The following is a 24,591-nucleotide window of genomic DNA, read 5'->3' as shown; positions in this document are numbered from 1 at the left end:
CCACGGGCGGGCGGCGGTGGGCGGGCCAGTATAGTTTTCGCCATGTCCTCGCCCTCCTCCGTCGGATTCAGACTCAGCGCCGCCACCGGCACCCACCGGGGTGACCGGGCGTATCAGCAAGACCAGGTCGCCGTGATTGCGCATCCGCGCATCAAGGGTTGCGTGATGGCCGTGGTGGCCGACGGCATGGGCGGCAAGAGCGGCGGCCGCAAGGCGGCGGACCAGGTGATCCTGACGGCCCGCCAACTCTTCGAGCGCTACTCCCCGGAAGACGAACTGCCCACCGAGCTGCTCAGCCAGATCGTGTCCGAGGCCCACCTCATGATCAAGCTGACGGCCATCTCCGCCGAGGAGGAACCGCACAGCACCGTGGCGGCTTTTGTCGTCACGAACGACCGCTGCGCTCACTGGATTCACTCCGGCGACTCGCGCATCTACTGGTTCCGAGGGGCTCGGCTCGTCCAGCGCACCATGGACCATTCCTACGTGCAGCGCCTGGTGGACGAAGGCCAGCTGACCGAGGCCGAAGCCAGCTCACACCCGCAGAGCAACCTGCTCACCGCCTGCCTGGGCACGGTGCAAGACCCCACGGCCACCTCCGAACGTTTTGAAGGCCTGGAGGTGGGCGACTCGCTGATGTGCTGCAGCGACGGCCTGTGGCACTACTTCACCCCGCAGGAACTCGGCAGCGTGCTGTACAGCCTGCCCCCGCGCGAAGCCGCGGAGTTGCTGCTGAGCAAGGCCCGGCAGCGCGCCCGGGGCGGTGGCGACAACCTGTCGCTGGCGATCATCAAGGTCGAAAACCTCGACTGACCGACGCCCGGGGTTCGCCCCAGACCGAAGCGCCGTCAGCGCTCTCGGTTCGCCTCAGCGCCCGGCCGCCGCCGCACTGGCGGCCGAGGGCACGGGCAGCGGTGCGGCAGCGGGCTTGCTGCGGGCTCGCAATTTGGCCTCGTGCGCCTGGAGGCGCTCCTCCTGCAGGCGCACCCGTTCTTGCGCCTGCGCCCGGCGACGCTCGGCGTCGGCCGCCGCCTGCACGTCGGCCGCCTGCCGCTGGGCCACACGTCGTTGCGCGTCGCGCTGCCGAGCGATCGCCGAAGCCGCCGGCGCGGGGGCCGCAACCGGCGGCCGCTCGCGCGGCGCCGGGGCCGCGGCGCTGGCCTGCTGCTCACGCTCACGCACCCGCTCGGCCTGGGCCGCTGCGCGCGCCCGGCGCTCGTCCGCGGCCAGTTCATGCTCGCGGCGCACCAGCGGCGCCAGCGCCTCGTGGCGACGCAGGCGCACATCCTCCAGGCAGGCGGCCACGTTGAAGCGCTGCTGACAGTCCTGCTTCTCGCGGTCCAACCGCTGCTCGATCGCGGCCCGCTGGGCTGCAACTTCGGCGCGGGTGGCGGGCTGGGCAATGGCTGGGGCCACAGCCCCAAAGGCCAGGCTCCACAGACAGGCAATGCGCAAGTTCATGTCAGTGACGTGTCCACCTCGCGGCGGGCGAGTGCCAGGTATTCGGCCGAACGCATCTCCTGCAAGCGCGAGACGGTGCGCGGGAATTCATGCGCCAGCGGCCCCTCGGTGTAGAGCTGCTCCGCCGGCACCGCCGCCGAGATGATGAGCTTGACCCGCCGGTCGTACAGCACATCCACCAACCAGGTGAAGCGGCGGGCCTCGCTGGCCAAACGCACGGGCATCTCCGGCACGTCCGACAGGATCAGCGTGTGGAACTGGCTCGCCAGCTCCAGGTAATCGTTCTGTGAGCGCGGGCCGCCGCACAGGGTTTGGAAATCGAACCACACCACGCCGCCGGCGCGTCGCCGAGCCCACAGCGCACGATGCTCGATCATCAGCTTGCGGTCTTCATCTTGCGCCTCGGCCAGTGACTCGAACGCCTGGGTCAGCGCCTGCTCATTGGCCTGGTTCAGCGGGGTCATGTAGAGGTTCATGTCCTCCAGGGTGCGGCGGCGGTAGTCGGTGCCGGCGTCCACGTTGATGACTTCCAGGTTGTCTTTCAGCAGCTCGATGGCCGGCAGGATGCGGTCACGGTGCAGGCCGTTGGGATAGAGCTCGTCCGGGTGGAAGTTGGACGTGGTGACGATGGACACCCGGTTGCGGAACAGCGCATCCAGCAGCCTGTGCAGGATCATCGCGTCGGTCACGTCGGCCACGTGGAACTCGTCGAAGCAAATCAGCCGGAAGCGCCGTGCGATGCGCTTGCCCAGTTCCTCCAGCGGGTCGGCAATGCCCTTGAGCTCCTGCAGTTCGCGGTGCACCTCGCGCATGAACTCGTGGAAGTGCAGCCGCGTCTTGCGCGTGAGCGGCACAGCCTGGAAAAAGCAGTCCATCAGGAAGCTCTTGCCCCGGCCGACGCCACCGTACATGTAGACCCCGCGCGGAATCGGCGGGCGCACCAGCAGCTTGGTCACGGCGTTGCTGCGGCGGGATTTGTAGGCTTCCCACTCATCCTGGCATCGCTGCAGCGCGGCAATGGCGCGCAGCTGGGCCTCGTCGGCCTTGAAGCCACGCTCGGCAAGGGTCTGCTGGTAAAGCTCGCTAACGGAAGGCATGGACGGGGACTCTGGGAACGAAAAAGGGCGACTGTTGAGGCCGCCCCTTGCTTGCTTGCGCGTTGCCGATCAGAAGTTCAGCGTGCGCTTGTCGACGGCCAGGGCCGCCTCCTTGGTCGCCTCGGACAGCGACGGGTGCGCGTGGCAGATGCGGGCGATGTCTTCGGCCGAGGCCTTGAACTCCATGGCCACCACGGCTTCCGAGATCAGCTCGGACGCGAACGGGCCGATGATGTGCACACCCAGGATCTCGTCGGTCGTGGCGTCGGCCAGGAACTTGACAAAGCCGGTCGTGTCACCCAGCGCGCGGGCACGGCCGTTGGCCAGGAAGGGGAATTGGCCAGCCTTGTAGGCCACGCCTTCCGCCTTGAGCTGTTGCTCGGTCTTGCCGACCCAGGCGATCTCGGGCGAGGTGTAGATGACCCACGGGATGGTGCCGAAGTTGACGTGGCCGTGCTGGCCCGCCATGCGCTCGGCCACCGCCACGCCCTCTTCCTCGGCCTTGTGCGCGAGCATGGGGCCGCGCACCACGTCACCCACGGCCCAGACGCCGGGCAGGTTGGTCTTGCACTCGTCGTCCACCACGATGGCGCCGCGCTCGTCCAGCTTCAGGCCCACGGCTTCGGGGTTCAGGCCGATGGTGTTGGGCACACGGCCGATGGACACGATGAGCTTATCGACCACCAGCGTCTGCTCGGCGCCCTTGGCGTCGGTGTAGGCGATGGTGACGTCGTTCTTGCCCTTGGTGACCTTGCTGATCTTGACGCTCAGCTGGATGTCCAGGCCCTGCTTCTTGAAGACCTTGGCGGCTTCCTTGGCCACGCCTTCGTCGGCAGCCGCCAGAAAGGCTGGCATGGCTTCCAGGATGGTGACCTCGGAGCCCAAACGGCGCCACACCGAACCCATTTCCAGGCCGATGACGCCCGAGCCGATGACGCCCAGCTTGCCCGGCACGGCCGGGATGCGCAGCGCGCCGTCGTTGGACAGGATCAGTTCTTCATCGAACTCCGCGCCGGGCAGCTGGCGGGCGTTGGAACCCGTGGCCAAGATGACCTGCTTGGCGAAGACGGTCTCTTCGCCAGCCTTGAGTTCATAACCGCCGTCCTTGGCGGCAACGAAGCTGCCGCGGCCGTGGAAGAAGGTGACCTTGTTCTTCTTGAACAGGTAGAGGATGCCGTCGTTGTTCTGCTTCACGACGGCGTCCTTGCGGCCCACCATCTTGGCAACGTCGATCTTCAGGTTGTCCAGGCTGATGCCGTGCTCGGCGAAGTGGTGGCCGGCGTGGTCGAAATGCTCCGACGACTGCAGCAGCGCCTTGGACGGGATGCAGCCCACGTTGGTGCAGGTGCCACCCGGGGCCGGGCCGCCCTTCTCGTTTTTCCACTCGTCGACGCAGGCGACGTTCATGCCCAGTTGCGCTGCACGAATGGCCGCGATGTAACCGCCGGGGCCGCCGCCGATGACGACGACGTCGAATTGCTTGGTGCTCATGTGTATTCCTTGTCTACGCGAAACCCCGACGGTGCGGGGCGTAGCGAGCGGCTTCAGGGTAAGGCGCGGGTGCCGAGGCACCGGAACGTAACAGCGCTACGTGAGGATGCTGAGGACAGGACCCGCAACGCTGCCATGGAGCCGCGCAGTAGCCCTTGATCAGATGTCGAACAGCAGGCGGGCGGGGTCTTCCAGCGCTTCCTTCATGGTCACCAGGCCCAGCACGGCTTCGCGGCCGTCGATGATGCGGTGGTCATACGACATGGCGAGGTAGTTGATCGGGCGAACCACAACCTGGCCGTTCTCGACCACGGCGCGGTCCTTGGTGGCGTGGACGCCCAGGATGGCCGACTGGGGCGGGTTGATGATGGGCGTGGACAGCATCGAGCCGAAGGTGCCGCCGTTCGAGATCGAGAACGTGCCGCCGGTCAGCTCTTCGATGGACAGCTTGCCTTCCTTGGCCTTGGCACCGAACTCGGCGATCTTCTTCTCGATGTCGGCGAAGCTCATCTGGTCGACATTGCGCAGCACCGGCACGACGAGGCCGCGCGGCGAACCGACCGCGATACCGATGTCGAAGTAGCCGTGGTAGACGATGTCGTTGCCGTCGACCGAGGCGTTCAGGATCGGGTACTTCTTCAGAGCGGCGACCGCAGCCTTCACGAAGAAGCTCATGAAGCCGAGCTTCACGCCGTGTTCCTTCTCGAACTTCTCCTGGAACTTCTTGCGCATCTCCATGACCGGGGCCATGTTGACTTCGTTGAAGGTGGTCAGGATGGCGTTGGTGGACTGCGACTGCACCAGGCGCTCGGCGATGCGGGCGCGCAGGCGGGTCATGGGCACGCGCTGCTCCGGACGCTCGCCCAGGCTTTGCTGCTGCGGCGCGGCCACAGCGGGCAGCGGCTTGGCCACGGCCGGGTTGGCGGCCACGGCGATCGGGGCGGCCACGGCGGCGGGCTTGGCGGATGCGGCCAGGGCGTCGCCCTTGGTCACGCGGCCGTCCTTGCCGGAGCCGGCCACGTCGGTGGCAGCCAGGCCCTTCTCGGCCAGGATCTTGGCGGCGGCGGGCATGGCCACATCGCCCTTGTTGGCGGCAGCCGCCGGAGCAGCCGCAGCGACCGGGGCTGCAGCAGCTGCAGCCGGGGCGGCAGCCGCGCCGGCCTTGCCTTCGGTGTCGATCTTCGCGAGCAGTTGCTGGCTGGTCACGGTGCTGCCGTCACCCACCAGGATGTCGGCCAGCACGCCGGAGGCCGGCGCGGGCACTTCCAGCACGACCTTGTCGGTCTCGATTTCAACGAGGGTCTCGTCAACCGAGACGGCTTCGCCGGGCTTTTTCTTCCAGGTCAGCAGCGTGCCTTCAGAAACAGATTCGGAAAACTGGGGAACTTGAACGTCAACGATGGCCATGGTTTGAGGCTCCGTGTTCTGTATTCGGTGTGATGTGGTGCGAGCGCGAGCAGGCGCGGCGCCGGCCTGAACAGGCGGCGCCGCGCGTCGGCGTTACTTGGTGAGGATGAAGCCCTTGAGCTTGGCGAAGGCCTGATCCAACAGGGCCTTTTGCTGCTCTTGGTGCAGGTGCGCGTAACCGCACGCCGGGCTGGCGCTGGCCGGGCGGCCGGCGTAGCCGAGCTTCTGACCTTCGGTCATGTTCTCGTGCACGTAGTGCTGCACGAAGAACCAGGCACCCTGGTTTTGCGGCTCGTCCTGGCACCACACGATTTCGGTGGCGTTCGGGTACTTCTTGAGCTCGGCGGCGAAGGCCTTGTGCGGGAACGGGTACAGCTGTTCGGCGCGGATGATGGCCACGTCGCTGTGCTTCTTCTCGGCACGGGTGCGGACCAGGTCGTAGTACACCTTGCCCGAGCACACGATGACGCGCTTGACCTTGTCGGCCGCGATGGTGTCGTCACGCTCGCCGATGATGGTCTTGAACTCACCCTTGGTGAACTCGGCCAGCGGCGAGGTGGCGTCCTTCGCACGCAGCAGGCTCTTGGGGGTCATGATGACCAGCGGCTTGCGGAACATGCGCAGCATCTGGCGACGCAGCACGTGGAAGATCTGCGAGGCCGTGGTGGGCTGCACGATCTGCATGTTGTTGTCCGCAGCCAGCTGCATGAAGCGCTCCAGGCGCGCCGAGCTGTGCTCGGGGCCTTGGCCTTCGTAGCCGTGCGGCAGCATCATGACGAGGCCGTTGGCGCGACCCCACTTCACTTCGCCGGAGGCGATGAACTGGTCGATCACGACCTGCGCACCGTTGACGAAGTCGCCGAACTGGGCTTCCCAAATCGTGAGCGTATTCGGCTCTGCCGCGGCATAGCCGTACTCGAAGCCCAGCACAGCCTCTTCCGACAGGATGGAGTCAATGACCACGAACGGCGCCTGGCCATCTGCCACGTTTTGCAGCGGAATGTAGGTGCCTTCGTCCCAGCTGGCGCGGTTCTGGTCGTGCATGACCGCATGGCGGTGCGTGAACGTGCCGCGGCCGCTGTCCTCACCGGACAGACGCACCGGGTAGCCCGACGCCACCAGCGACGCGAAGGCCATGGATTCGCCCATGCCCCAGTCCACATTGATCTCGCCGCGGCCCATGGCTGCGCGATCGGCGTAGAGCTTTTGCACCAGGTTGTGGGGCGAGAAGTCCTTCGGGATCGTCGTCAGCTTCTCCGACAGGCGCTTCCACTCCGTGGCCGGAATGGCGGTGTCGCAGCTGTCCGTCCACTTCTTGCCCAGGAAGGGCGACCAGTCGGTGGCGAACTTGCTCTTGAAGTTGGTCAGCACCGGGTCAACGGTGTGGCGGCCTTCGTCCATGGCGGCACGGTAGGTCTTGACCATCTCGTCCGGACCTTCGGCCGTCAGCACGCCTTGAGCGACCAGCTTGTCGGCGTAGACCTTGCGGGTGCCGGGGTGCTGGCCGATCTTCTTGTACATCAGCGGCTGCGTCAGCGCCGGGGTGTCCTGCTCGTTGTGGCCCAGCTTGCGGAAGCACACGATGTCCAGCACCACGTCCTTCTTGAACTCGGCGCGGTAGTCCATGCACAGCTGCATGGCCCACACGACGGCTTCGGGGTCGTCACCGTTCACGTGCAGCACCGGGGCTTCGACCATCTTGACGACGTCGGAGCAGTACCAGGTCGAGCGCAGGTCGCGCGGGTCGCTGGTGGTGAAGCCGATCTGGTTGTTGATGACGATGTGCACCGTGCCGCCCGTGCGGTAGCCACGGGTCTGGGCCATGGCCAGGGTTTCCTGCACCACGCCTTGGCCGCCGAACGCGGCGTCACCGTGCACCAGCACCGGCAGCACTTGGGCGCCGGCCTTGTCGCCACGGCGGTCTTGGCGGGCGCGCACGCTGCCTTCCACCACCGGGTTCACGATTTCAAGGTGCGACGGGTTGAACGCCAGCGACAGATGGACCGGGCCGCCAGGCGTGGACACGTCGGAGCTGAAGCCCTGGTGGTACTTCACGTCACCGGCCGGCAGGTCTTCTGCGGCCTTGTGCTCGAACTCGGCGAACAGGTCCTTGGGCATCTTGCCCAGCGTGTTGACCAGCACGTTCAGGCGGCCGCGGTGGGCCATGCCGATCACGATTTCCTGCACCCCACGCTCGCCGGCGCGCTGGATCAGCTCGTCCATCGCGGCGATGAAGCTCTCGCCGCCTTCCAGCGAGAAGCGCTTCTGGCCGACGTACTTGGTGTGGAGGTAGCGCTCCAGGCCTTCGGCCGCGGTCAGGCGGTCGAGGATGTGCTTCTTCTCTTCCGCGGTGAAGCTGGGCTTGCCGCGGGCCTTCTCCAGGCGCTCTTGCCACCAGCGCTTTTCGCCGGGGTCGGAGCCGTGCATGAATTCGGAGCCGATGCTGCCGCAGTAGGTTTCGCGCAGGGCTTGCACGATCTGGCGCAGCGTCATGGTCTCGCCACCGAAGTAGCTGTTCACGGCGCTGAACGAGATGTCCATGTCGGACTCGGTCAGGTCGTAGAACGCGGGGTCGAGTTCAGGAATCTTGGGGCGCTCGGCGCGCTTGAGGGGGTCCAGTTCCGCCCAGCGATTGCCGAGGAAGCGGTAGGCCGCGATCAGCGACTGCACGTGCACCTGCTTGCGGGCCACGGCCAGATCGGCGCTGGAAGCCTTGTTGGCGAAAGCGTTGGCCTTGGCGCGTTGGGCAAAGGACTCGATCACGGGGGCGTGAGCCACATCGCGCGATTCGGTGCCATCCACGGCCGGCACGTGCTGCAGCGCGTCGAAGTAGGCGCGCCAGTTGTCAGGCACGGAGCCCGGGTTGTCGAGGTAAGCCTCGTACATCTCCTCCACATACGGGGCATTGCCACCGAACAGGTAGGAGTTCGACCTGTATTGCTGCATCATCTTTCGCTCACCTCATACCCCGGTTTCCAGGGAGTTGGCTGGTTGAAGAACCTTCCGCGACACGGCTCGACCGGTTGGCGGATTGCGACCCACCTTCGCTGTTACCAGGCAAAAGGGACGGGAAGGACCATAAGTCTCAAGGGTCTGAACTCTAGCACCTCGGGTTTGCCCGGCAATGCGGACGATGTGCGACATCCGTCACTGACCCAGATCATAAAAAGTTGACTGAACCGTAAACTTGCGGTGCGACAGCCCCGAGATTGAATGGCTGCGCGAGGGACATTCAGGAGATCCCCATGCACGTCCAGGTCGTTGATTACCGCGCTCCAGACGCGGCCGAAAAGTTCACCCGTTCACTGCACGAAACCGGGTTCGGCGTCCTCACCAACCACCCCATCCGCCAGGCCCTGGTGGAGAAGATCTACGCCGACTGGCTCGCGTTCTTCAACACGGAGGCCAAGCACGACTTCGCGTTCTCCAAGGAAACGCAAGACGGCTACTTTTCGACCGAGATTTCCGAAACCGCGAAGGGCTCGACGCAAAAGGACATCAAGGAGTACTTCCACATCTACCCCTGGGGCCGCGTCCCGGCGCAGCTGAAGGAAGACGCCCTCACCTACTACCGCGAAGCCAACGCGCTGGCCGCCGAGTTGCTGGGCTGGGTCGAGCGCTACACGCCGCCGGAAATCGCCGCCAAGTACCGCGAGCCGCTGTCGAACATGATCGCGGGCAGCAGCCAGACGCTGCTGCGCGTGCTGCGCTACCCACCGCTCACCGGCCTGGAGCCCGCCGGCTCGCTGCGCGCCGCGGCGCACGGCGACATCAACCTGCTGACCATCCTGCCCGCGGCCAACGAGCCCGGCCTGCAGGTGCTGGGCAAAGACGGCGCCTGGCATGACGTGCCCTGCGATTTCGGCACGCTGACCATCAACATCGGCGACATGCTGCAGGAAGCCTCGGCGGGCTACTACCCGTCCACCCAGCACCGCGTGGTGAACCCCACCGGCGAAGGCGCCACCAAGAGCCGCGTGTCGTTGCCGCTGTTCCTGCATCCGCGAGACAACGTCGTGCTGAGCGACCGCTACACCGCCGGCGCATATTTGGACGAGCGTCTGCGCGAGCTGGGCGTCAAGACCTGAGCCCGGGCTCTGCGACGATGGCGGGGTGAGCCGCCACCGCGTCATTGAAATCCAGCCCGCCGCGCCGGCCAAGCCGACGGTGGGCGCGCCCTGCAACGGCTGCGGCGTGTGCTGCCTGGCTGAGCCTTGCCCGCTGGGCGTACTGCTGACGCGACGTCTGCACGGCGCCTGCGCCGCGCTGCAATGGGATGGCACACGCTACCGCTGCGGCGCGCTGGACGAACGCGCCGGGCCTCTGCGCCGCTGGTGGGTTCGCCGCTGGATTGCGGCCGGCCAGGGCTGCGACTGCACGCTGGAACCTGCGGGCAAGCCCTAGCGTCACGTTTCACACCCAGCGAACTAGCATGGGGCACCACTGTGCAAGGGGAGCCCGATGAAGCTTGTGTCGCGCCTGCTGCCGCCGCTGATGCCGTTGTTGGCGGCGCTGGTTCTGAGTTCCGCCACCCACGCCGCGCCGCTGCGCTGGGCCGCGCAGAACGACATCCTGACGCTGGACCCTCATTCGCAGGACCACACCAGCTCCAACACCATCTCGGCCCACATCTACGAGGGGCTGACCCGCCGCAACGAGACCTACCAGCCGGAACCGGCGCTGGCCACCAAGTGGACTTACCTGTCGCCCACTCAGGTGCGATTCGACCTGCGGCGTGGCGTGAAGTTCCACGACGGCTCGCCATTCACGGCCGACGACGTGGTGTTCAGCTTCGACCGCATCCGCCAGCCCTCGGGCACCAAGCAGACCTACGTGTCGGGCATCAAGGAGGTGCGCAAGATCGACGACCACACGGTCGATCTGCTGCTGGAAGCCCCCACGCCGATGCTGCTGCCCAACATCGTCAACTTCAACATCATGAGCAAGACATGGTGCGTGAAGAACAACGCCGCGCAGATCGCCGACTACAAGGCCAAGGATGAAAACTTCGCCAGCCGCAACGCGGTGGGCACCGGGCCGTACCGTTTTGTGTCCTGGCAACCGGACCAAGCCGTCAAGCTCGTTGCCAACAAGGATTGGTGGGGCACGAACAAGGGCAACATCACCGAGCTGAGCTACCTGCCCATCAAGACGCCGTCCACTCGCGTGGCCGCCCTGCTGTCGGGCGATGTGGACATCGTGACCGACCTGCCGCCAGCCGACTTCTTCAAGGTCAAGGAAGACGGCAAGCTCAAGCTGATCGAGGGCGCCGAAGTGCGCACCATCTTTTTCGTGATGGACCAGGGCAGTGACGAACTGCGCGACGCCAGCGTGAAGGGCAAGAACCCGTTCAAGGACAAGCGCGTGCGCGAAGCCATGAACCTGGCCATCGACCGCGAAGCCATCAAGCGCAGCATCATGCGCGGGCTGTCGGTGCCGGCGGCCCTGATGGTGCCGCCCGGCGTGAACGGCTGGGACGCCGCGATGGACGTTCCGGCCAAACCCGACCTCGACAAAGCCCGCAAGCTGCTGGCCGACGCGGGCTATGCGCAGGGCTTTGAGGTGCCGCTGCACTGCCCCAACAACCGTTACGTGAATGACGAGCAGGTGTGCCAGGCGGCGGTGGCGATGTGGGCCAAGATCGGCATCAAGGCCAAGCTCATCGCCACGCCGTTCATCACCCACAGCCAAACCTTCCAGCGGGGCGAGGCGCCGCTCTACGTGCTGGGCTGGGGCGTTTCCACCTACGACGCGCAGTACGCCATGCAGGCCTGGGGCCACACCCGCACGAATGGGCCTGATGGCAACTTCAACTTCGGCAAGGTGAGCGACGCCAAGCTGGACGCGCTGATCCAGCAGATCAAGTTCGAGCCCGACACCGCCAAGCGCAACGCGCAGATCCGTGAGGCCCTGCTGCGCATCCGGGACGAAGCACTGTTCGTGCCCTTGCACCACCAGATCCGCCCGTGGGCGATGAAGCCCGCGGTGGACACCCTGCACCGCTCCAACGACCAGTTCGAAGCCCGTTACACGAGCATCAAGCCATGAACGCACACACGCCCATCGCCGTCACCCTGCTGCTGACCTCCACCTTGGCCGCTGCCGCGCCCTTGCGATGGGCCGCGCAGAACGACATCTTGTCGCTGGACCCCCACGCCGCCAACCACGGCACCACGACCACACTCACCGGCTATGCCTACGAAAGCCTGGTGCGCTACACCGAGAAGTTCGAGATCGAACCCGCACTGGCCACCAAATGGACTCAGGTCAGCCCCACCCAGATTCGGTTCGAGTTGCGCCGGGGCGTGAAGTTCCATGACGGCCAGGCGATGACAGCCGAAGACGTCGTGTACTCGATGGCCCGGATTCGCCATCCCGCCAGCAAAATGACCGTGTTCGCCACGGGCATCAAGGATGTGCGCAAGGTCGACGACTACACGGTTGACCTGCTGCTGGATTCGCCCCAACCGGTGCTGCTGCGCAACCTGACCTACGTGCGCGTGCTCAGCAAGGAGTGGCTGGTCAAGAACAAGTGCGAGAAGCCGCAGGAGCTCAAGGACAAGGAAGAAACGTTCTGCTCTCGCAACGCCAATGGCACCGGTCGCTACAAGGTGGTGTCTTGGCAGCCCGACCAGAAACTGCAGTTCACGCAAAACGCGGCCTGGTGGGACCAACCCCGCGGCAACGTGACCGAGCTGACCTACCTGCCCATCAAGCAAGACGCCACGCGCGTTGCGGCCCTGCTGTCCGGTGACGTGGACTTGCTGACCGACCTGCCCCCGCAGGACGTGGCCAAGCTCAAGGCCGACCCGCGGCTGAAGATCATCGACGGGCCGGAGAACCGCACCATCTTTTTCTTCATGGACCAGGGCAGCGACGAACTCCGTGGCAGCTCGGTCAAGGGCCGCAACCCCTTCAAGGACAAGCGCGTGCGCCAGGCGCTGAGCCTGGCCCTGGATCGCGAGGCCATCAAGCGCAGCATGATGCGGGGCTACTCCGTTCCCGCCGGCTTGATGGTGGCGCCGGGCACGGCCGGCTGGAGTGCTGACTTGGACACTGCCACGCCCGTGGACCTCGCTCGCGCCAAGGCCCTGCTGGCGGAGGCCGGCTACGCCGATGGGTTTGAGGTGCCGCTGCGTTGCCCAAATGACCGCTACGTGAACGACGAGGAGATTTGCCAGGCGGCGGTGGCGATGTGGTCCAAGATCGGCGTGCGCGCCAAGCTGACCACCCAGCCCATGTCGCAGTTCACGCCGGCGCTGCAGGCCTTTGACCTCGTCTTCGGCTTGTACGGCTGGGGCGTGAACACGTTCGACGCGCAGTACACGCTGCAAGACATCGTGCACACCCGCACCTCAGGCGCCGACGGCAAAGGCAACTACTTCCGCTTGAGTGACCCGGTGGTGGACGGACTTGTGCAACAGATGCGCAGCGAGACCGACCCCGCCAAGCGCCTCGGCCAGATGCAGGACGCGCTCAAGCGAACCCGAGACGAAGTCCTCTTCATTCCACTGCACCATCAGGTGCGGCCGTGGGCGATGAAGGCTGGGGTCAGCATTCCGCACGCGGCGAACGACGCCCCGCAGATTCGCTTGGCCACGGTGAAGTGATCGGTTGAGGCCGGCGACCGGGCCACGCCCGCGCGGGACAATCCGCGCCATGAGCGACGCCGCGTTCCAGCCCCGACACATCACCCCCAGCGAAGAGCAGCTCGCCATTCAGCTGCGCCGCACGCGGCTGCTGCTGGTGGAAGCCAACGCAGGCGCGGCCAAGACCACGACGCTGGCCCTGCGCATCGCGCAGGCGCTGCACCGGGGCGCGCCGCCCGAAAGCGTGCTCGCGCTCACCACCACCGAGCCGGCGGTGGACGCGCTCAAGGCACGCCTGGCCTTCATCGGCGTCGAGAAAAGTACGCTGGCGCGCCTGCGCGTGCTGAGCTACGAGACCTTCAGCCGCGAGGTGCTGGCCATCGCCGAAGGCGGCACAACGCCCGGGCTGGAAACGCCCGAGCAGGTGCAACCCTATGTTGTGCGCGCCGTGGAGCGCGCCCTCACGCTGCCCGACGAACCCCACCCGGACGACCTCGACACCGACGCCCGGCCGGCGGACCTCGTGGAAGGCCTGCTGCAAAGCTTCGACACCATCAAGGGCCGCATGCTGCTGCAGCAACTGGACGCCGAGCAGCGACTGACACCGGCCATCGCGGCCGACCTGGGGCTGGACTACCTCACCCTGCGCACCTGGCTGTGCTACGAATTCATCCGCCGCGGCGGGCACCCGGACCACCCCGAGTTCCGCTACGCCGGGGACGGCCCTTACGACCTGGCCCGGCAGTTGTTGAGTGGTGAAGTCCAGCCTGGCGACACCGCCCTGCCCCACGGCCTGGCGCTGATCTGCGTGGACGAGATGCACGACCTGAACCGCGCCGCGTTCACCGTGCTCAAGGCCGTACTGGCCAGCAGCCCGCGCGCCGCGTTCGTGGGCGTGGGCGACCGGGACCAGGTCATCCACGCGCAAACCGGCGCGGAGGCCGCCTTCATGGCCGAGCACTTCAAGGCCGAGATCGGCCAGCCCGAGGTGCTGCCGCTCACCACGACCCGGCGCTTCAGCACCCAGCTGGCGCAGCATGTCGGCGCCCTGGCCCGCAAGCCCTACGCGGCGGACCCGCAAGCCCAGACGCACATCGCCCTGGAACCCTGCGACACGCCCCGCCTCGCGGCGGAACTCATCGCGCGGCTGGCCCAGGCGCACCACGCACAGACGGCGCAAACCGCGCTGCGCGTGTTGCTGCGGCACGCGTCGCAGTCGGTGCTGATCGAGCATGAGCTGCTGCGGCACGGCATTGCCTACGGGACCGCGGGCTTTGCGCCCTACCTGGCGCGGCCGGAGATTCTGCTGGTGCGCGGCCTGCACGCGCATGCCCGGCAGGACTACGCCGGCTTCAGCACGCCTGAGCAACGCGCCCGCCTGCTGGACGCCTGGCTGCTGTTCACCGGCGCGCGGGTGGACAGCCTGGAGCTGCGCCACCTGGACGCCCGCGACGCCCAACGCGTGGCGGTGGCCGAAGCCGCCGCATCGGCCGACAGCACCCACAGCTTCGTGGAGGGGCACGCCTTGCGCAGTGCCCAGCCCGCAGCCCGCCGCGCGCTGGAGGCCACCCTGGCGTTGCTGCGCAGCGGCGATGCCGACGCGTTCGAAGCGTCGTTCCTGACCCTGCTGGACCCACACCGTCTGGCCGCCCGCGTGTTCGTTCGCGAGGCCGATGCCGAGCGGGTGGCGGCCAACATCACCCAGTTGCACCGCGTCGCGCTGGCCGAGGGGGGCGATGTGGACGCGGCGTTTCGCCTCTTCAACCAGCTGGACGCCGTGCGCCAGCGCAGCCGTGGCAGCGAGCGCGTGGTGCTGTCCAGCATCGAAGCGGCCAAAGGCCTGGAGTTCGACCATGTGGTGCTGCCGCACCTCACGGCGGGCGAATTCGGCGCAGGCACGGTGGAGAACCGCAACCTGCTGTACGTGGCCCTCACCCGTTCACGCCAGCGGCTGACGCTGACCTTCGACCCCGCACGCCCGTCGCGCTTTCTGAAGGACGCGCGCTTTCTCATCTGAATCGCGTCACGGCGGCGCCTACCGCGCGCCGCGGCACAGAACTCGGCACGCCCTGCGGCGGCCCACCCACGACCTGCCCATGAAACCTCCCGTTCTGAACTTCTCGACCCTGCAAGCGGCGGTGGAAATCGCGGCCACGCTGGCCTTCGCGCTGTCCGGCCTGCTGGCCGGTGCCCGCAAGCAACTGGACATGGTGGGCCTGTGCGTCGTGGCCGGCTTGTCGGCCTTCGGCGGCGGCACGCTGCGCGATGTGCTGCTGGACCGGCGCCCGTTCTTCTGGGTGGAACACGCCGATTGGCTGTGGGGCTTGATGGGCCTGTGCCTGGTGGCGATGCTGGGCATGCGGCGCCGGCATGTGGCGCTGACCGAGCGGGCCATTCAATGGCCCGACGCGCTGGGGCTGGGCCTGTTCACGGCCAACGGCACGCTGGTGGCGCTGGACGCGGGCATGCCCGCCATCGTGGCGGTGTTGATGGGGGTGATCACCGCGGTGTTTGGCGGCGTGCTGCGAGACATCGTGTGCAACGAGATCCCGGCGGCGTTTCACGACCACCGGCCCTACGCGCTGTGCAGCTTCGTGGGGGCCTGGGTGCTGGTGGCCGCGGTGGCGCTGAATGCGCCGCAGTGGGCCGCCATCAGCACCGCGGCCGCGACAGCAGTGCTGCTGCGCGGCCTGGCCTTGTGGTCGGGCTGGACGCTGCCGGCCTGGCGCCTTCACAGGCGCTGAGCGCGGCAGCGAACCGGCGGCTTACCAGCCGATGGTGAAGGTCACCGTCGTGGGCGCTGCGGTGTGGATGGACGGGCTGAAGTCGCCCACATCGTCATACGCAAAGCCGTAGGCCTTCTTGTTGATGCTGTGGTCGTGCCAGAACTTGGAGAACCAGTTGCTGCGCTGACCGGCCGGGTGGTGGGCCGACTGCACATACCAGTTGGCCGGCGTTTCCAGCACATGGCGGTTCAGCGCGGCGCAGATTTGCGCCTGGATCTGCAGCTGCGTGCCGATGTTGGTCGGGTTGCCGCTGGCATCGGCCAGCAGGCCCGCACCCAGCAGCACCATGGCGGTGTCGGGCTTGCCGTTGATGTAGAACGTGCCGGCCGGCGAGCCCCCCGTGAAGGTGAAGCGGTCACCGCTGATGCGGCCACGGAAGGTGCCCAGGTTCTGCAGCGTGAACACCAGGTCTTCGTTGCGGTAGCGGGCCCACACGGCGTCGATGTAGGGCTGCAGGTAGTTGGCGTTGGCGCCGCCCGGCTTGAAGTTGCCGTGGGCGGGCGCAGTGATGCGGTACGGCGAGTACGGCGCTTGGGCCAGGTTGCGGAACTCGGCCGGCACTTCCGCCTGGTAGCGGCTGAACAGTTGGTCTCGCGTTTCGGTGAGCGGCTCGCCGACCGACTGGTCGAAGCCCCCCAAGCCTTGCACACGCAGCTTCACGGGGAAACCGAACTGGTCCACGCGGGTGGTGTTCACGAAGATGCCGGGGTTGGCGTTGCCCGGGGGCAGGATGGCCATTTCACCGAAGTCGAAGTAGACGTCGATGTTGGGGTCGCTCGGGTTCTCGATGTTGGCGCCGGCATAGCCGACGTTGCCATTGCCATCCACCACCACGCGGATGTACATGGGCGAGCCCACCGACATCAGCACGCGGGCCGAGTCCAGCGGCGGGATGGTCACCGAGCGGGTGTTGCTCAGTTTGTGGAAGTAGTTCGTGTAGGTGACGCCCGCCTTGGTCAGCGCGCCGTTGTCGCCCGTGGACATGGGGATCAGGTTGCCCGAGGCATCCACGCGCACGAACTTGCCGGTCGACCAGTCGCGGCCAATGATGGCCCAGTAGACCTGATCGTCGGTCCAGCGGCCGGCGGTTTGGTTCACGATGTTGAACGTGGTGCGACCGTTCCAGGTGCCCGAGGCCTGGCCGACCTTGTAGGACGAGGTCCGGTCATTGAAGCCCCGGTTCACGAGGTTGGGCTCGTTGGCGGTCAACACCAGCGACGAACCACCGAAGTTGATGTCGTTGTAGAGCGTGAGCTGATAACCCGCCTGCACCTTGACCGACGAGATGCGGTCGTTCCAGGCGGTGCCGATCCAGCTGGAATCCGCGCTCACGCACAGGCTGTCGCCGGTGTAGTTCACATCCGCGTAGAAGCAGATCGGGCCGGTCGCAGTATTGCCGTTGACCGTGTAGCTGAACTTCGGCGTGTCGTACGCCGGCGCGCCGTTGTTGTACGTGAACCAGTAGCCGATGACGTTGCCGCTGGCGACCGTCAGCTTCTGCTCGTAGCGGCCGTTGGCAGCCGGCATGCGGATGTTTTGCTGGGCGCCGTTGTTCACGGTGTAGTGAACGTCGACCCAGGTGGTGGCCACGTTGGACTTGAACCAAATGGTGGCCGTGGTGCCGCTGACGGTCACGCCTTGGTCGTAGTCCGCCGCCGAAGCCGTGCCGAAGAGGCCCAGCGTCAGCAAAAAGCACGCACTCAGGAAGCGCATGCAACGCATGAATAGATTCACCTTTGTCTCCTTCACCCGCTCGTCGCCCGGATCGGCAGGTGGTTCAGGGCCCCAACGTGTTTCGGGATCAAGAGGCCGGTCGCGACTGCGAAGACCTACTGCGCGTTCCGGCATGCAGCCGCTGCCGGAACGAGGTCGCAATTCGAGGGCGCAATGAAAGCGCTTTCAAATCAAGGCGCGATCCTCCCTGGGGAGGCAAGAAAGCGGTTTCATGGATTACCCGTGACCGCCCGGCTTGGACGTCACCAGGTTCAGGGACGGCGCTTCCCTAGGCCCGTCGCTCAGTGCCCGTGCACCGACCGCAAATGCGACGCCACCACCGGTGCGCCCCCTTCCTGGGCTGCTGCGGCCAAGCCGTTCAAGATGCCGCACTGCGCCGCGCCCTGGGCTGCGCCGCAACGCTGCCGCAAGTCCTTGAGCTGCTTCTCCAGCGCCCGCAGTTCGCGCACGCGCTGCGACACATGGCCGATGTGCGCGTCCAGCAGCGCGTTCACATCCCCGCAGTCAGCACCGGGCGCGTCTTTCACCCGCAGCAGCACGCGCACTTCGTCGAGTGACATGTCCAGCCCGCGGCAGTAGCGAATGAACTGAAGGCGCTCCAGGTGTACCGCCTCGTACACCCGAAAACCACCCGCCGTGCGGGCCGGCGCGGGCAGCAAACCCTCCCGCTCGTAGTAGCGGATGGTGTCGATGGCCGTGGCCGAGGCGGCGGCGATGTCTCCGATCTTCATGGCGTGCTTTCATCGGCGAGGCAGGGACCGAGTCTAAGCACTTGACTCTGGAGTTGCTCCAGGGATTCCAATTCCCCCAACAACGCCTGAGCCCGCGCATGACTTCCCACCCACAAGCCCACCGAAACACGCACGATCACGCCCACGATCACGCCCACGATCACGCCGACGATCACGCCGACGATCACGGCGATCACGGTCACGGTCACTGCAAAGACCACGACCACGGGCACGAGCACGGGCATGCCCACGGACACGACGCCTGCGCCGTCTCAGCCCCCGCCGCTGCGAGCTGCTGCCATGGCGGTGCCTGTGGCGAGGCCACGGCCCTGCCCCGCCCCGTGGGCACCGCCGGCGCCCTGCTGCTGCGCATTCCGGCGATGGACTGCCCGACCGAAGAGGCGCAGATCCGTCGCGCGCTCGAAGGCCTGTCGGACGTGCATCACCTGCAGTTCGACCTGCCCGCCCGCGCACTCCGCATTGACGCCCCGGCCGCGCGCTGGGAGGCCATCACGGCTGCCATCCAACGGGCCGGCTTCAGCACGCAAACCCTGTCCGCCCCACCCGCCGCGGCCGACACGGCCCGGGCCCGCAGCGCAGAGCAGGCGCGCCTCGTCGCAGCCCTGGGTGTGGCTGCAGCCGCCGAGGCCCTGCACTTCATGGCGCCCGACACGCTGCCTTGGCAGTGGGCGGGCATGGCCGTGGCGGCCTTGGCGATTGCCCTGTCGGGCCTGGCGGTGTTTCGCAAAGGTCTGGCGGCGCTGGCGCGCGGGCAGCTCAACATCAATGCGCTGATGGCCGTGGCCGTGACCGGCGCCTTCGTCATCGGGCAATGGCCCGAAGCGGCCATGGTGATGGCGCTGTATGCGCTGGCCGAACTGATCGAGGCCAGGTCGGTGGAACGGGCGCGCGACGCGATTGCCAGCTTGCTGGCGCTGTCGCCGAACGAGGCCGAGGTACGCCAGCCCGATGGGGCTTGGATGCGCGTGGCCGCAGACGGCATCGCCGTGGGCGCCGTGGTGCGCGTGAAGCCGGGCGAGCGCTTCGCGCTGGACGGGCGCGTCACCCTGGGGCACAGCGCCGTGGACCAATCCCCCGTCACCGGTGAGAGCCTGCCGGTGGACAAAGGCCCGGGCGACCCGGTCTATGCCGGCACCATCAACCAGGCCGGAGCCCTGGAGTTCGAGGTGACCCGGCGGGCGACCGACACGGTGCTGGCCGGCATCATCCACGCGGTCGAGTCGGCCCAAAGCCAGCGGGCGCCAACACAACGCTTTGTCGACCGGTTCGCCGCTGTCTACACGCCGGCGGTGTTCGTGCTCGCACTGGCCGTGGCCCTGGGCACGCCGTGGCTGCTGGGCTGGCCTTGGCTGACAGGCCTGTACAAAGCGCTGGTCCTGCTGGTGATCGCGTGCCCGTGCGCCCTGGTCATCTCCACGCCGGTCACCGTCGTCAGCGGCCTGGCTGCCGCCGCGCGCCGCGGCATCTTGATCAAGGGGGGCGTGCATCTGGAGCAGGCCCGCCGGCTGAAAATGCTGGCGCTGGACAAGACCGGCACGCTCACCGAGGGGCGGCCCGAGCTGGTCGCCCACCACGTCCTTGCGGCCGACCTGCCACCGGAGCACGTGCTGCGCCTGGCGCGCAGTTTGGCGGCGCGGTCAGACCACCCGGTCTCCAAAGCCGTGGCCTCGGGGCTGGCGGGCGAGGCGCTGCCTGTGGAGGCCTTCGGAGCAGACCTGGGCGTGGGCGTGCACGGCGAAATCCAAGGGCGCACCTTGACCCTTGGCCACCCCCGCGGACTGCTGGCGCGCAACCTCGCGGGCAGCGCCACCCTGGACACGTGGATGCATGAGCAGGAGGCGCTGGGGCGGACGGTGTCGGTGCTGGCCGATGCACACCGCGCCCTCGCCGCATTCGCCGTGGCCGACACCGCACGCGCCACCAGCCGAGACGCCGTGGCGGAACTGCACGCGCTGGGCGTGCGCACGGTCATGCTGACGGGCGACAACCCGGCCACGGCCCAGGCCATTGCAGCCCAAGTCGGCATCACCGACGTGCGGGCCCAGCTCATGCCGCACGACAAGCTGCAACTCGTGGCGGCCCTTCAGAGCGAGGGACCGGTGGGCATGGTGGGCGACGGCGTGAACGACTCGCCCAGCCTGGCTGCGGCCACCGTGGGTTTCTCGATGGTTGCGGCGGGCACCGACACCGCCAAGGAGGCGGCCGACGTGCTCATCATGAACGACGACCTGCGCAAGGTGGCCGAGACCATCCGCCTGTCCCGCCGCACCCACGCGGTGCTGTGGCAGAACATCGCATTGGCACTGGGCATCAAGGCGGTGTTCTTCGGGCTCGCCGTGTTCGGCAACGCAACGATGTGGATGGCTGTGTTTGCCGACATGGGCGCCAGCCTTCTGGTGGTGTTCAACGGGCTGCGCCTGCTGCGCGGCGTGCGGCGCTGACATGAAAACGGCCACCCGAAGGTGGCCGTGCTGCGTGCGAGGAGCGCGGATCAGCCCAAGGCCAACCGGGCCCGTGCGGCGGCGTACTCACGCTTGAAGCGCGCCACCAGTTGGGCGGCGGGCAGCACTTCGCGCACCGCGCCGATGCCCTGCCCGCTGCCCCAGATGTCCTTCCAGGCCTTGGCCGCGCCACCGCCGAAGTTCATCTTGCTCGGGTCGCTCTCGGGCAGGTTGTCCGGATCCAGGCCGGCGGCCACCACCGAGCCGCGCAGGTAGTTGCCGTGCACGCCGGTGAAGAGGTTGCTGTAGACGATGTCGTCGCTGTTGCAGTCCACCACCATCTGCTTGTATTCGGCGCTGGCACGCGCCTCGTCGGTCGCGATGAAGGCGGAGCCGATGTAGGCCAGGTCGGCCCCGCAGGCCTGCGCGGCCAGGATGGCGTCGCCCGTGGCGATGGAACCCGACAGCGCCAACGGGCCGTCGAACCACTCACGGATTTCCTGGATCAGCGCGAACGGGCTCTTCACGCCCGCATGGCCGCCAGCACCCGTGGCCACGGCGATCAGGCCGTCCGCGCCCTTCTCGATGGCCTTCTTGGCGAACTTGTTGTTGATGACGTCGTGCAGCACGATGCCGCCCCAGGCGTGCACGGCGGCGTTCACGTCCTCCCGCGCGCCCAGGCTGGTGATGACGATGGGCACCTTGTACTTGGCGCACACCGCCATGTCGTGCTCCAACCGGTCGTTGCTCTTGTGCACGATCTGGTTGATGGCGAACGGCGCGGCGGGCTTGTCGGGGTTGGCCTTGTTGTAGGCGGCAAGTTCGGTCGTGATCTCGTTCAGCCACTCGTCCAGCAGTTCGGCCGGGCGGGCATTGAGCGCGGGCATGGAGCCGACGACGCCGGCCTTGCACTGCTCGATGACGAGCTTGGGGTTGCTGATGATGAACAGCGGCGAGCCGATGACCGGCAGCGGCAGGTTCTTCAGGATGTCGGGCAATGCCAAGGTCTGTCTCCTCAGAAGGCGTCCAGCGCCAGTTCGGTCACGCTGTCGGCGCCATCGACGATGGCGGCACGCAGAGCACCGGTGCGCGGCAGGATGTGTTCGGCATAGAAGCGCGCGGTGGCGATCTTGGCCTGCATGAAGGCGGTGTCCGTTGCCAAGGCGTCTTCGGCCACCAGCAGCGCACGCGCCAGTTGCCAGCCCGCCACCAGGTTGCCGGCGAGCATGAGGTACGGCACCGAGCCGGCATAAGCCGCGTTCGGGGTGCCCTTGGCGGAGCCTGCGATGAAGTCCACCACGGCCAGGAAGTCCTCGCGAGAGGCGCGCAGCGCCTTCAGCACCGCGCGCGCCGCAGCGCTGTCACGTTGGGCCAGTTGACCTTCCGTGACCTCGATCTGCCCGGCAATGCCGCGTGCCAGCTGGCCGCCATCGCGTGCGGTTTTGCGGCCCACCAGGTCGTTGGCCTGGATGGCCGTCGTGCCTTCGTAGATGGTCAGGATCTTGGCATCGCGGTAGTACTGCGCCGCACCGGTTTCCTCAATGAAACCCATGCCGCCGTGCACCTGCACGCCCAGGCTCGTGACCTCCAGGCTCATCTCGGTGCTGTAGCCCTTCACGAGCGGCACCATGAAGTCGTAGAACGCCTGGTTTTGCTTGCGCGCGTCAGCGTCGGGGTGATGGTGCGCAGCGTCGAAGGCGGCTGCGGCGGTGCTGGCCATCGCACGGCAGCCTTCGGTCAGCGCGCGCATCGTCATCAGCATGCGGCGCACGTCCGGGTGGTGAATGATGGTGGCGCTGCCGGGCTTGGAGCCATCGACCGGGCGCGATTGCACGCGGTCCTTCGCGTACGACACGGCCTTTTGGTAGGCGCGGTCGGCAATACCCACGCCCTGCAGGCCCACGCCGTAGCGAGCCGCGTTCATCATGATGAACATGTACTCCAGACCGCGGTTTTCTTCACCGATCAGCTGACCGATGGCGCCGCCGTGGTCCCCGAACTGCAACACCGCCGTGGGGCTGGCCTTGATGCCCATCTTGTGCTCGATGGACACGCAATGCGCGTCGTTGCGTGCGCCCAGCGAGCCGTCGGCATTCACCAGGAACTTCGGCACGATGAACAGGCTGATGCCCTTCACGCCCTCCGGCGCGCCAGCCACGCGGGCCAGCACGAGGTGGACGATGTTCTCGGCCATGTCGTGCTCACCGTAGGTGATGAAGATCTTGGTGCCGAAGATCTTGTAGGTGCCATCCGCCTGCGGCTCGGCGCGCGTACGCACCAGGGCCAGGTCCGAACCGGCTTGCGGCTCGGTCAGGTTCATGGTGCCGGTCCAGGAGCCGTCCAGCAGCTTCGGGATGAACGTGGCTTGCTGCTCCGGGCTGCCGGCCGTCAGCAACGCTTCAACGGCGCCGTCGGTCAGCAGCGGGCACAGCGCGAAGCTCATGTTGGCCGCCTGCAGCATTTCATTGCAAGCCGCGGCGATCGTCTTGGGCGCGCCCTGACCGCCGAAGTCGGTCGGGTGCTGCAAGCCCTGCCAGCCGCCTTCGGCGTAGGCGCGGAAGGCGTCCTTGAAGCCGGGCGTGGTCGTGACCTGGCCGTCCTTCCAGAACGACGGGTTCTTGTCGCCGTCCCAGTTCAGCGGGGCAATGACGTCTTGCGTGAGCTTGGCGCACTCTTCCAGCACGGCACCGGCGGTGTCCAGGCCGAAGTCGGCAAAGGCGGGGATCTGTTGCGTCAGCGTCTCCAGTCCAGCCAGGTGCTGGATGTTGAAGAGCATGTCCTTCACGGGGGCTTGGTAACTCATTTGTTCCTCCAGGCGGATACAAAAAGGGCGCCGCAACGACCAAAGTCGGGGCGCCCGGTGCAGTCAGCGTGCGATTTACAGCGTGTTCACCAGTTCCGGCACGGCCGTGAACAGGTCGGCTTCCAAACCGTAGTCGGCCACCGAGAAGATCGGGGCTTCCGGATCCTTGTTGATGGCCACGATGACCTTGGAGTCCTTCATGCCGGCCAGGTGTTGGATGGCGCCGGAGATGCCGGCCGCCACGTACAGCTGGGGGGCCACGATCTTGCCGGTCTGGCCGACCTGCCAGTCGTTGGGGGCGTAGCCCGCGTCCACCGCAGCACGCGAGGCACCCAGGGCCGCGCCCAGCTTGTCGGCCAGCGGCGTCAGCACTTCCATGAACTTCTCGTTCGAGCCCAGCGCGCGGCCGCCCGACACGATGATCTTGGCAGCAGTCAGCTCGGGGCGGTCGCTCTTCGTGACCTCACGGCCCACGAAGCTGCTCTTGCCCGAGTCGGCAGCGGCAGCAGCGGATTCCACAGCAGCGGAACCACCGGCGGAGGCCGCCGGGTCAAAGCCGGTCGTGCGCACAGTGATCACCTTGGTGGCGTCGCCGCTCTGCACGGTGGCGATGGCGTTACCGGCGTAGATCGGACGCTCGAAGGTGTCGGCGCTCACGACCTTGGTGATGTCGCTGATCTGGCCCACGTCCAGCAGCGCGGCAACGCGCGGAGCGACGTTCTTGCCGGCGGCGGTGGCGGGGAAGAGGATGTGGCTGTAGCCCGAGGCCAGCGCGATGACTTGCGCGGCCACGTTTTCAGCCAGGCCTTCAGCCAGGGCGGCCGAGTCGGCGTGCAACACCTTGGCCACGCCGGCGATTTGCGCCGCAGCGGCGGCCGCAGCAGCCGCGTTGTGGCCAGCCACCAGCACGTGCACATCGCCACCCAGGGCGGCGGCGGCAGTCACGGTGTTCAGCGTGGCGCCCTTGATCGAGGCGTTGTCGTGTTCGGCAATGACGAGTGCGGTCATGTCAAAGTCTCCAGATTCTTTG

19 protein-coding genes are annotated in these 24,591 nt (G+C 67.0%); 8 read left to right on the top strand and 11 right to left on the bottom strand.

All coding sequences use genetic code 11. From position 1 onward, the window contains the following. Positions 1–42: 42 nt before the first annotated feature. A complete protein-coding gene (locus ACG01O_RS04680) occupies positions 43–813 on the top strand; it encodes a PP2C family protein-serine/threonine phosphatase (protein ID WP_394381825.1) in 771 nt (256 codons plus the stop codon). 54 nt (positions 814–867) lie between these two features. Here the strand turns inward: ACG01O_RS04680 and ACG01O_RS04675 are convergent, their stop codons facing one another. The 5 genes from ACG01O_RS04675 to ACG01O_RS04655 form a co-directional block, all read right to left on the bottom strand. Beyond that, complete coding sequence (locus ACG01O_RS04675) at positions 868–1,461, bottom strand: hypothetical protein (protein WP_394381823.1); 594 nt, start codon at positions 1,459–1,461, stop codon at positions 868–870. After that, positions 1,458–2,558, bottom strand: coding sequence for a cell division protein ZapE (zapE, locus tag ACG01O_RS04670; RefSeq protein WP_394381821.1), 1,101 nt, complete (start codon positions 2,556–2,558; stop codon positions 1,458–1,460). The genes ACG01O_RS04675 and zapE overlap by 4 nt, the downstream gene beginning before the upstream one ends. A 69-nt stretch (positions 2,559–2,627) precedes the next feature. Beyond that, positions 2,628–4,049 carry a dihydrolipoyl dehydrogenase gene (lpdA, locus tag ACG01O_RS04665; RefSeq protein ID WP_394381819.1) on the bottom strand — a complete coding sequence of 474 codons (1,422 nt, stop codon included), beginning with the start codon at positions 4,047–4,049 and terminating at the stop codon, positions 2,628–2,630. Between the two features lie 159 nt (positions 4,050–4,208). Continuing rightward, positions 4,209–5,456, bottom strand: coding sequence for a 2-oxoglutarate dehydrogenase complex dihydrolipoyllysine-residue succinyltransferase (odhB, locus tag ACG01O_RS04660; RefSeq protein WP_394381817.1), 1,248 nt, complete (start codon positions 5,454–5,456; stop codon positions 4,209–4,211). Between the two features lie 93 nt (positions 5,457–5,549). Continuing rightward, positions 5,550–8,405 carry a 2-oxoglutarate dehydrogenase E1 component gene (locus tag ACG01O_RS04655; RefSeq protein WP_394381815.1) on the bottom strand — a complete coding sequence of 952 codons (2,856 nt, stop codon included), beginning with the start codon at positions 8,403–8,405 and terminating at the stop codon, positions 5,550–5,552. Positions 8,406–8,701: 296 nt separating this feature from the next. On the opposite strand from ACG01O_RS04655, the gene ACG01O_RS04650 reads away from it, so the two are divergent. From ACG01O_RS04650 to ACG01O_RS04625, 6 genes are all read left to right on the top strand, one after another. Next, complete coding sequence (locus tag ACG01O_RS04650; protein ID WP_394381813.1) at positions 8,702–9,544, top strand: isopenicillin N synthase family dioxygenase; 843 nt, start codon at positions 8,702–8,704, stop codon at positions 9,542–9,544. Between the two features lie 25 nt (positions 9,545–9,569). Continuing rightward, positions 9,570–9,860 carry a hypothetical protein gene (locus ACG01O_RS04645; protein ID WP_394381811.1) on the top strand — a complete coding sequence of 97 codons (291 nt, stop codon included), beginning with the start codon at positions 9,570–9,572 and terminating at the stop codon, positions 9,858–9,860. Between the two features lie 57 nt (positions 9,861–9,917). Next, on the top strand, positions 9,918–11,504 hold the full coding sequence (locus ACG01O_RS04640) for an ABC transporter substrate-binding protein (RefSeq protein WP_394381809.1): 1,587 nt from the start codon (positions 9,918–9,920) through the stop codon (positions 11,502–11,504). Beyond that, positions 11,501–13,066, top strand: a complete 1,566-nt coding sequence (locus ACG01O_RS04635; RefSeq protein ID WP_394381808.1) for an ABC transporter substrate-binding protein — start codon at positions 11,501–11,503, stop codon at positions 13,064–13,066. The genes ACG01O_RS04640 and ACG01O_RS04635 overlap by 4 nt, the downstream gene beginning before the upstream one ends. A 49-nt stretch (positions 13,067–13,115) precedes the next feature. Beyond that, positions 13,116–15,062, top strand: coding sequence for a 3'-5' exonuclease (locus ACG01O_RS04630; protein ID WP_394381806.1), 1,947 nt, complete (start codon positions 13,116–13,118; stop codon positions 15,060–15,062). Positions 15,063–15,141: 79 nt separating this feature from the next. Beyond that, positions 15,142–15,789: a trimeric intracellular cation channel family protein gene (locus ACG01O_RS04625; protein WP_394381804.1), complete on the top strand. Its 648-nt coding sequence runs from the start codon at positions 15,142–15,144 to the stop codon at positions 15,787–15,789. 21 nt (positions 15,790–15,810) lie between these two features. Here ACG01O_RS04625 and ACG01O_RS04620 read toward each other — a convergent pair whose 3' ends face one another. The 3 genes from ACG01O_RS04620 to ACG01O_RS04610 form a co-directional block, all read right to left on the bottom strand. After that, positions 15,811–17,544, bottom strand: a complete 1,734-nt coding sequence (locus ACG01O_RS04620) for a beta-1,3-glucanase family protein (protein ID WP_394381801.1) — start codon at positions 17,542–17,544, stop codon at positions 15,811–15,813. Between the two features lie 302 nt (positions 17,545–17,846). Continuing rightward, positions 17,847–18,296 (bottom strand): Cd(II)/Pb(II)-responsive transcriptional regulator, encoded by a 450-nt coding sequence (gene cadR / locus ACG01O_RS04615; RefSeq protein WP_394381799.1) that lies wholly within the window; start codon positions 18,294–18,296, stop codon positions 17,847–17,849. Continuing rightward, entirely contained in the window at positions 18,293–18,547 is a 255-nt protein-coding gene (locus tag ACG01O_RS04610) for a hypothetical protein (protein ID WP_394381797.1), read from the bottom strand. Before ACG01O_RS04610 ends, cadR begins: the two co-directional genes overlap by 4 nt. A gap of 90 nt (positions 18,548–18,637) precedes the next feature. Here ACG01O_RS04610 and ACG01O_RS04605 point away from each other — a divergent pair, with 90 nt between their 5' ends. Beyond that, positions 18,638–20,758: a heavy metal translocating P-type ATPase gene (locus tag ACG01O_RS04605; protein WP_394381796.1), complete on the top strand. Its 2,121-nt coding sequence runs from the start codon at positions 18,638–18,640 to the stop codon at positions 20,756–20,758. Positions 20,759–20,808: 50 nt separating this feature from the next. Here the strand turns inward: ACG01O_RS04605 and ACG01O_RS04600 are convergent, their stop codons facing one another. The 3 genes from ACG01O_RS04600 to ACG01O_RS04590 all read right to left on the bottom strand — a co-directional run bounded on the left by ACG01O_RS04600 (position 20,809) and on the right by ACG01O_RS04590 (position 24,569). Beyond that, positions 20,809–21,762, bottom strand: a complete 954-nt coding sequence (locus ACG01O_RS04600; protein WP_394381795.1) for an NAD(P)H-dependent flavin oxidoreductase — start codon at positions 21,760–21,762, stop codon at positions 20,809–20,811. An 11-nt stretch (positions 21,763–21,773) separates the two neighbouring features. After that, positions 21,774–23,561 carry an acyl-CoA dehydrogenase gene (locus tag ACG01O_RS04595; protein WP_394381794.1) on the bottom strand — a complete coding sequence of 596 codons (1,788 nt, stop codon included), beginning with the start codon at positions 23,559–23,561 and terminating at the stop codon, positions 21,774–21,776. Positions 23,562–23,636: 75 nt separating this feature from the next. Further along, complete coding sequence (locus ACG01O_RS04590; protein ID WP_394381793.1) at positions 23,637–24,569, bottom strand: electron transfer flavoprotein subunit alpha/FixB family protein; 933 nt, start codon at positions 24,567–24,569, stop codon at positions 23,637–23,639. Positions 24,570–24,591 lie beyond the last annotated feature (22 nt).

This window comes from Pelomonas baiyunensis (genome assembly GCF_043555935.1).
GTDB lineage: Bacteria > Pseudomonadota > Gammaproteobacteria > Burkholderiales > Burkholderiaceae_C > Pelomonas > Pelomonas baiyunensis.
The sequence above is the reverse complement of the archived record's forward strand: the minus strand, read 5'-3'. Positions and strand labels throughout refer to the sequence as shown.